Here is a 276-nt window from a genome sequence, read left to right on the forward strand (position 1 = left end):
CATTTCGTCTGATCATGGGCGGCTGAGCGACGGCACCGCCCCGATGGGGCCGACTCCCTCGTAGCCATCTGTCGGTTTGTCGAAGTTCTTCCTTCACCAACTTTCCGGTGAACGGATCTCGTTGTTAATCAGCCATTTTGGGCAACAAGTGACGTGAAAGGTTTGAGATGAAGAATCGAAGTAAGCCCGTAGGGCGGCATCGTGCTGCGAAGGAACGGGCGGCGGTGACGACGTCACTTGCTGTGGCTGTGATGTTGTCGTGCGCGAGTATCGCGC

This window comes from Streptomyces sp. NPDC127092, from assembly GCF_042722475.1.
In the GTDB taxonomy this organism is placed as follows: Bacteria; Actinomycetota; Actinomycetes; order Streptomycetales; family Streptomycetaceae; genus Streptomyces.